Here is a 7161-nt window from a genome sequence, read left to right as displayed (position 1 = left end):
ATGATAGAAAAATCCCTAAAATTACTTTTTCTAAAACTAAACAATGAAATAGCTATATATATTTAACAATACCAATTGTTGAGATGGTAGTTGTTGGCTGACTGCTGATTAATTCAGGCTTACAGCCCTCAAACCAAGGTGTGTATGATACCTCACCCTTGCGGGATGGGGCTGAAATAGAGCGGGCTTTCAGCCCTTGTATGCCCTTCGGGCGTTGAGGTGATTAGTTGTTGAGTTGTTGAGGCGTTGAGATGTTTAGTTGGCTGACGGCTGAACACTGAGCACTGAATGAAAAACTTGTGAAACTTGTTCATAGACTTGTGAAACTTGTGGTTATGCCCTTTGGGTGTTGAGATGTTTGTTGTTGAATTGTTGAGTTGTTTGGGCTGACTGCTGAAAGCTGACTGCTAAACAACAAACACCTAAACACCTAAACGTCCGAAGGACTGACCGCTGTAAAAGTCAGGAAAAAGAAACATAATATAAACAGATAAAGAAATAATTTAAAAACAGAAAGACATGAAAACGATGAAAAAAATGATGATTCTATGGGCCGTTGTGCTATGTGGTGTGACTTCACTGTCAGCACAGGAACAATACCCCAATGCCGTAGCCGGCCCGGAGGGGATCTATGTGAATTGCGGCAATCGCGTCCCGCGCGACTTTGCTTATCAGGTGTTTCGTCGCGCCAAAGGCAGTAAAACGTGGGAAGAGATGACCACGATGGCATGCGAAAACCATTTCGACGCCTTCTTTAACAAGGTGACGCTGGCCAATGTGCATAACCCGGTGTATCAACTCCCTACCGACAGCACGAAGGGGTTTATCTGGAGACTCGTACAGCGGGCGACGCTCACGGACTCGATCCCGTATTTCGGCTCCTTGCCGATGTATCGCGAGGCGCTGGGCGTTACGTGGTAAGACGGCACGGCCGAGAAAGGGAAAAAGTACGAATATAAGGTGGTCACGCAACAGGCCGGCCGTAAGCCGGAAGAGAAAATAACGGCCGCCATCTCCTATCCGTTGGCTCCGCGAAGCGATTACGGGATCAAGGTGGGCCAACACGAAGTGAGGCAAAACTACATCAACTTGGACTTCGTGATTGGAAACCAACAGGATTTGTATGCCGTAAAATTGTTGCGCGGCTACTATCTGCAGTCGGACCTCGTCCCGCTGTCGATCGATGTGGGTTACCAGAATTATGGCGATACACTCAAAGCCTTCGCGATCGACACGACAGCCATACACCGCGGTATCATCCTTTACTGCCTCCAACCGTATGATATATAAGGCAATCCGGGACGTCCGTCGGACACGATACGGATCACGAACCTGACCGACCTCGACGAAACAAGCTACGCGGGCCTGAAAGCGCGTCCGGATAAAGAGGGCATCCGCCTGACGTGGAATTTCCCGAAACCGGAGTTCCTGCGCAGTATCGACATCTATAAGGCGGTCGGGTATCGCGACAGCATCGACTATCGCTACCTGATCAGCGTCGCGCCCGACGATACGTCTTATCTGGATAAAGACGTCATTTCGGCCGAGATTTATTCGTACAAAATCGTGATCAACAACGCTTACGGCGAAAGTCCGCTCAGCCTGAGCGCGTTGGGCTGGTACTACGGCGACGATCCGGCGACGGCGCCGCACGACTTGCGTGCCGAAGTGCGCATGGGCGTGGTGGAACTCAAATGGACCCGCCCGGACAACGATACGAAGGCTTACTATATCATGCGTGCCGTAGACAGGGATACGACCCTGCGACAGATTGGCGACGCGTTCTTCTCGGACAGTGTACTCGTGACGTATATCGACTCGGTGAACCACGTCAACGGTACGATGCTGACGTATGCCGTACGCTCCGAAAACGCGAGCCGTAACCTCAGCCCGCTCTCGGAACGGGTGTATGTCAACCCGATGTGCGACATCTGCCTGAGTGTCCCGCTGAACCTGACGACCCGGTACTCGGACAGACGGGTATGGGTGTCGTGGGATACGGTCGAGGAGTTCGATCAGAACGTGATGGGCTACCGGCTGGAACGTCGCGTCGCCCCCGCCAACGAGGCGGATACGACGCAACGTTTCGAGACGGTCCATACCGAGAAAGTGTTGATGAACTATTACGAAGACGCCGATGTGAAAGAAGGTGTCACGTACGAGTACCGGCTGTTCTCGCAGGGAGCTCACGGCCTCGAAAGCTCCCCGTCTCCGGTATCGAGCTGTCTTGTGCCGGCCTTCAAGCCGCTTTCCATCTCTTCGCTGCAAGTGCAGAAAACGACGGGAGGCTATCGTCTGGCGTGGGAAGAGACGGAACAGGAGAACATCGAAAGTTATAAGGTCTATCGGGTGCAGGAAAATCAACCTCCTCAACTGTTGACCACGATGAAGAAGAACGAAACGTCGTACTTCGACCCGGTCAAGGAAGATACGGTGATTTATCTCTACACCGTGACCTGTATGGGAACAAACGGTGTCGAAAGCGAAGTCGTCCAATGGATGGGGGCGAATTGATGGGGAAATTGAAGTAGTCAAGGTAGTTAAAGTAGTTAAGGTAGTCAGGGTAGTTAAGGTAGGGGTGGGGCTGTGTGTCCGCCCTTACCATCGCCGACCGAACAACGCCGGCTATCCGACCGCGAATGCTCGTAAAGTGAATAGTGAATAGTGAAAAGTGAAAAACGAAAAGTGAAGCCCTTCGGGCGTTGAGGCGTTTATTTGTTGAATTGTTTAGTTGTTGGCTGAACGCCTCTGTCATTCCGAACATCGTGAGGAATCCCGCCCGGAAAGAGGAAAGGAGAGATTCATCGCTTGACGCTCTGAATGACAGGGTCGGGGAAAAAAGTAGCAAAGTAGTCAGGGTAGTAGTGAAAAGTGAAAAAAGTAGTCAAGTAGCAAAGTAGTCAAGGTAGTCAGGGTAGTAAAGAATGACAACTAACAATTAACATTAAGTTGGTGCAACTTGTGAAAGACTTGTAAAACTTGTGGTATCTGACCGCTGAAAACTTGAACGCTAAACAACTAAACGTCCGAAGGGCTGATCTCGAAAGCCGCATCTCGCTCGGAGAGAGAAGCGGCTATATCAGTCTTTCTTTAATCGCTTTGATGATCGCTTCCGATTTGGAGTTTACTGCCAGTTTGTGATAGATGTTGTGAATATGTGAACAGACCGTGCCGACGGTGATGTTACAGCTTTTCGCAATCATCTTATAGCTATCTCCCGCAATCAGCTGTTTGAGTACGTCGAGTTCACGTTTGGAAAGATCGTAGGTGTCTCTTTCTTTCTTTATGGGATGCGTAAAGAATTCGAGCACTTTGCGGGCAATCTCGCTCGACATGGGCGATCCGCCGTTGGCTAATTCGATGATCGCTTCGATGATTTGTACGGCCGACATTTTCTTGAGCAGATAGCCGGTCGCTCCCGCGCAAAGCGCATCGAAAATTTTTTTCCGATCTTCGAACACCGTGAGCATCATGACATCGATCTCGGGATAGGCGTCCTTTACCAATCGCGTCGCGTCGATGCCTGAAAGATGAGGCATATCGATATCCATGATGATAATGTCAGGACGTTCGTTTTCACAATGTTTGAGGATATTACGGCAGTCGCCCCATGCTCCTACAAACTGCATCATATCAGCACCTTTTATCAGGTATGTAAGACCTTCACGCAATGCGTCGTTGTCTTCGTATACGGCTACTTTGATCTGCTTTTCCATCGTTTTTTGGGATTATGATATACTTCTGCAATATTACATCATTTTATGTCGTTTGTCAATCATATAAATATATGATTTTTGTTTTTTTAACGGTTTGTGTTCAAATGGCGTAAAATCTTTCTGTTCTCTTCTTTATTTTGTTGATTTGTAGATGTGTTCAGTAAGTCTTTATGATGCTTGATTAGTCAGTCGGGATGGGTTGGGAGAGCGTTACGCTATTTTTACCGTGAGTTTGATGCTCGTTCCTTTTCCCGCTTCGGAGCGGATGCTCAATTTTCCTCCGATTTTCTCGGCGCGGAACTTCATATTGGGCAGACCGCCCCGGTAATATTTTTTTGAGGTGTCGAAGCCTTTGCCGTTGTCGCTGATCACTAAGCGGAGGACGGAACGGGATAAGGCAAATTCGATCGAGGCTTCGGTGCATTCGGAGTACTTGATGAGATTGTTTACGGCTTCTTTGGCGATCAGGAAAATATTTCGCCGTTTGTCCATGACGATCGTCTGTGAATACAGGGCTTCGGGCGCCGTAATGCTGAAACGGATGTCTTTCGACTCGAAGAGCGGGATGGCGTATTCACGGAGACGGACGATGAGGTTGCGAAACTCGTCGTTGGCGGGCAGAACCGACCAGATGATATCGTCCATCGACTCAAGCATGTTTTGTGCGTTCGTCCCGATTTCGTGAAGCATGTCTCTGGTATATGAGTAGCTGCCGTCTTCGGGATGTTGTGCCTGTAACAGCGAACTCATGATGGAGATGCTGCTGAGGGTAGAACCTATGTCGTCGTGCAGATCGGAGGCGATTTTGAGCCGGATTCTTCTTTGTTTCTCCAGATGACGAAGACGGTTCAGGTAGAGGGCTGCTATGACAGCCGCTACAGCGAGCAGCAGCATGGTGATAAACCACGATGTTTCCCAAAAAGCCTGACGTATCTCGAAGCGGACTGTTCGGTTGTATCCGAGCCAGTTGCCTTTGTACGCTACGTCGACGATGAAGCGGTACTTTCCGGGAGGCAGATTGGTGTAGCGCGCTTCGAGACTCTTTGTCGGCGGATTCCACTCCGATTCCATCCCCTCGAGGCGGTAGCGGTAGCGTACTTGCTCGTATTCATTGAAGCAGATGGCGGTATAACGGAAGGTCAGATTGTGCTGGTCCTCCATCGACGAAAGTCGTAGCGGCACATCGTCCTCTATTTTCCGGTCGAACGATTCACCGTTGACCAAAACATGCTCGATCAGCAGATTCACGACGTTCGACCGGGCCAGACTCTGCGCCTCCTTCGTCCATCCAAGTCCGACTTGACTGCCGGCAAAGACGTTGCCATAACTGTCGATGCTAATCCGTACGTCGTCTCCGAGGTTTTCGATCAATCCGTTTCGGGCGTCGGTCAACATAAACGATTCGTCGTAGGGATTGAAATAGATCAACCCGTTGTTTACGATCCACAAGTTGCCTTCCCCGTCTTTGGTCATGTAGCGTACGGAGAGGTCTTTCAGCCCGTCGTCGGTTTGGTACGTTTTGAACCGGAATGTTCCTTTCCGTTCTTCTCGGATTCGAACCAAGCCCTGTCCCACGACGGTCATCCACATCGTGCCGGTGGTGTCTGTTACAATCGAGTACGTCTCACCGGGTTTGATGCCGGTCGCATACAGCTTCCGGGGAAGCTCCCGCGAAAACGTTTCGGTCTCCGGGTCGAACGTGCAAAATCCCAGATGGTTTCCGATCCAGATCCGTCCGTATGAGTCTTCGGCGATAGCCCTGTAGTGCGTGCCGTCTATCACCGAAGTCGAATCGCCGGGCACATGAAGGAAGCTGCGGATGTCGTTACGTTGCGCGTTGATACGGGCTACCCCTTTTCTACCGGTCCCGATCCATAGGTTGTGCCGGCTGTCTTCAAAAATCTTGTATATCGTCCTACTGATGGCTTCGGGTTGCTTGCCGTCGGGTAACAGAAAACGTTTCAGCTGCCGACTTTTCTGATCTACATACCACAACCCCCGCCGATACGTCCCGATCCAGATCACTCCGCGATGGTCCTTAAAAATATCGTAGGTACTTAATTCTTCCCGCCGGTCGGTTTCCGTTTGCAGAAAATGCCACGAACGGGTGCGAGCGCTCCAGTCAGCTATCCCATAGCTGTTATGCACCATTCCGAAATAGTAATTTTCGGTTGTTTCGTCATGCTGTACAGGCATGATCCATGTATGGCTGTAAGGTAGGTTTACACTGCGGAAGCGATTTTTTTTGCGATTCTGCCTCCACAAACCATCGTAGTTGGCTAACCACAGTGTACTGTCGCGTTGCATGAATATACTCATGCGGGGGTTATCGAGAGCCTCGCAATTCGATCTGCCTTTAAGCGGTTTCAGTTGTTGTTCTTTTTTGTCGAAAGTGCAAAGCCCTCGATCCCAGTCGCATATCCAGAGCTCGTTTGCGTTCTTCTCCATAAAATCACTTACCGCCCATACGTTCGAGGTGGTTTCGAGGCGGTCGCCCGGTTTGGGATATGCCAGATTTTCCCATCGATCGGTGGTCATGTCGAAACGGGGCATTCCGGATATCCAGCTCAATACCCACAGGTAATTTCCTTCTTTTACGAACTTGTACACTCCCGGTTGCGAGTGCCGGAATGTAGCTTGTGTATTGGGGTGAAATTGGTGAAAAGCGTTTTTCTTTTTGTCGAAACTGACCAATCCGGCAACGGTAGCCAGCATCAGCCGGTTGCTGTCCATCGTATGAGAAATGATATCGTAAACCCGATTGTCAAAGAGAGATTTTTCTTTCGTCACACGGGGAAGATGGTGGTTGACGATGCCCGACAAATCCGGCTTCATACTGTATAATCCTTCCAATCCTCCAATCCAGAGGATTCCGGCATCGTCCCGATAAAAACGACTGACATAGCCGATCGGATTGCCCTCCGTGTCGTTCGGCAGGTTGGTGATGTGATCTGTCCGGACATCGATCAGCGAGACGCCGTGGGTAGTACCTACGCACAGCAACGTGTCGCCCAGCATGTAAAGCGACCAGAGCTCGGTATCGACGATCGATTTGTCATCGCCCGGCGTATGACGGAATATCTTGAAATCGTGTCCGTCGTACCTGAACAGGCCGTGTTTGCCGGCCAGCCAGATAAAACCTTGCTGATCTTCCTGCAGGGCTATCACGTCGCGAATAGGAGTACCGCCGGGTAATTTTATCTCTTCGAAGAAATATTCTTCGGTTTGGGGATTCAGAGGTAAGGAAACAGGTTGGGCAGAAACCGAGGAAACGAAGAATAAAAAAAAGCATAAAACCGTGTACATGCGAAGAGCGAGACGGAAACGGATTCCGTCGATGACAAACGCGCGGATGTGCAGAAGATTTTGCATGTGCTCAATTCTTGGCTCGCCCGAAAAACAGCGCCTTACCCGATAAATGGAGAGGCTGACAGTTTCTCCGGTG

5 protein-coding genes are annotated in these 7161 nt (G+C 50.0%); 3 read left to right on the top strand and 2 right to left on the bottom strand.

The window, feature by feature from the left end; translation table 11 throughout:
• Positions 1–519 precede the first annotated feature (519 nt).
• The 3 genes from EII41_RS08090 to EII41_RS08080 all read left to right on the top strand — a co-directional run bounded on the left by EII41_RS08090 (position 520) and on the right by EII41_RS08080 (position 2514).
• Entirely contained in the window at positions 520–921 is a 402-nt protein-coding gene (locus EII41_RS08090) for a hypothetical protein (RefSeq protein WP_124790173.1), read from the top strand.
• Positions 922–960: 39 nt separating this feature from the next.
• On the top strand, positions 961–1290 hold the full coding sequence (locus EII41_RS08085) for a hypothetical protein (protein WP_124790172.1): 330 nt from the start codon (positions 961–963) through the stop codon (positions 1288–1290).
• A 276-nt stretch (positions 1291–1566) separates the two neighbouring features.
• Complete coding sequence (locus EII41_RS08080) at positions 1567–2514, top strand: fibronectin type III domain-containing protein (protein WP_124790171.1); 948 nt, start codon at positions 1567–1569, stop codon at positions 2512–2514.
• 560 nt (positions 2515–3074) lie between these two features.
• On the opposite strand, the gene EII41_RS08075 is transcribed toward EII41_RS08080, so the two are convergent.
• Both EII41_RS08075 and EII41_RS08070 read right to left on the bottom strand, forming a co-directional pair.
• Positions 3075–3716 carry a response regulator gene (locus EII41_RS08075; protein ID WP_221620708.1) on the bottom strand — a complete coding sequence of 214 codons (642 nt, stop codon included), beginning with the start codon at positions 3714–3716 and terminating at the stop codon, positions 3075–3077.
• A gap of 210 nt (positions 3717–3926) precedes the next feature.
• Positions 3927–7088 carry a two-component regulator propeller domain-containing protein gene (locus EII41_RS08070; protein WP_124790170.1) on the bottom strand — a complete coding sequence of 1054 codons (3162 nt, stop codon included), beginning with the start codon at positions 7086–7088 and terminating at the stop codon, positions 3927–3929.
• Positions 7089–7161 lie beyond the last annotated feature (73 nt).

The organism is Tannerella forsythia (assembly GCF_003860135.1).
In the GTDB taxonomy this organism is placed as follows: domain Bacteria; phylum Bacteroidota; class Bacteroidia; order Bacteroidales; family Tannerellaceae; genus Tannerella; species Tannerella forsythia_A.
This window is presented reverse-complemented; position numbering and strand designations above follow the sequence as displayed.

Bases quoted from the DNA above. Each gene is read 5' to 3' on its own strand.
- EII41_RS08090 (WP_124790173.1), top strand. From the start codon at position 520: ATGAAAACGATGAAAAAAATGATGATTCTATGGGCCGTTGTGCTATGT.
- EII41_RS08075 (WP_221620708.1), bottom strand. From the start codon at position 3,716: ATGGAAAAGCAGATCAAAGTAGCCGTATACGAAGACAACGACGCATTG.
- EII41_RS08070 (WP_124790170.1), bottom strand. From the start codon at position 7,088: ATGCAAAATCTTCTGCACATCCGCGCGTTTGTCATCGACGGAATCCGT.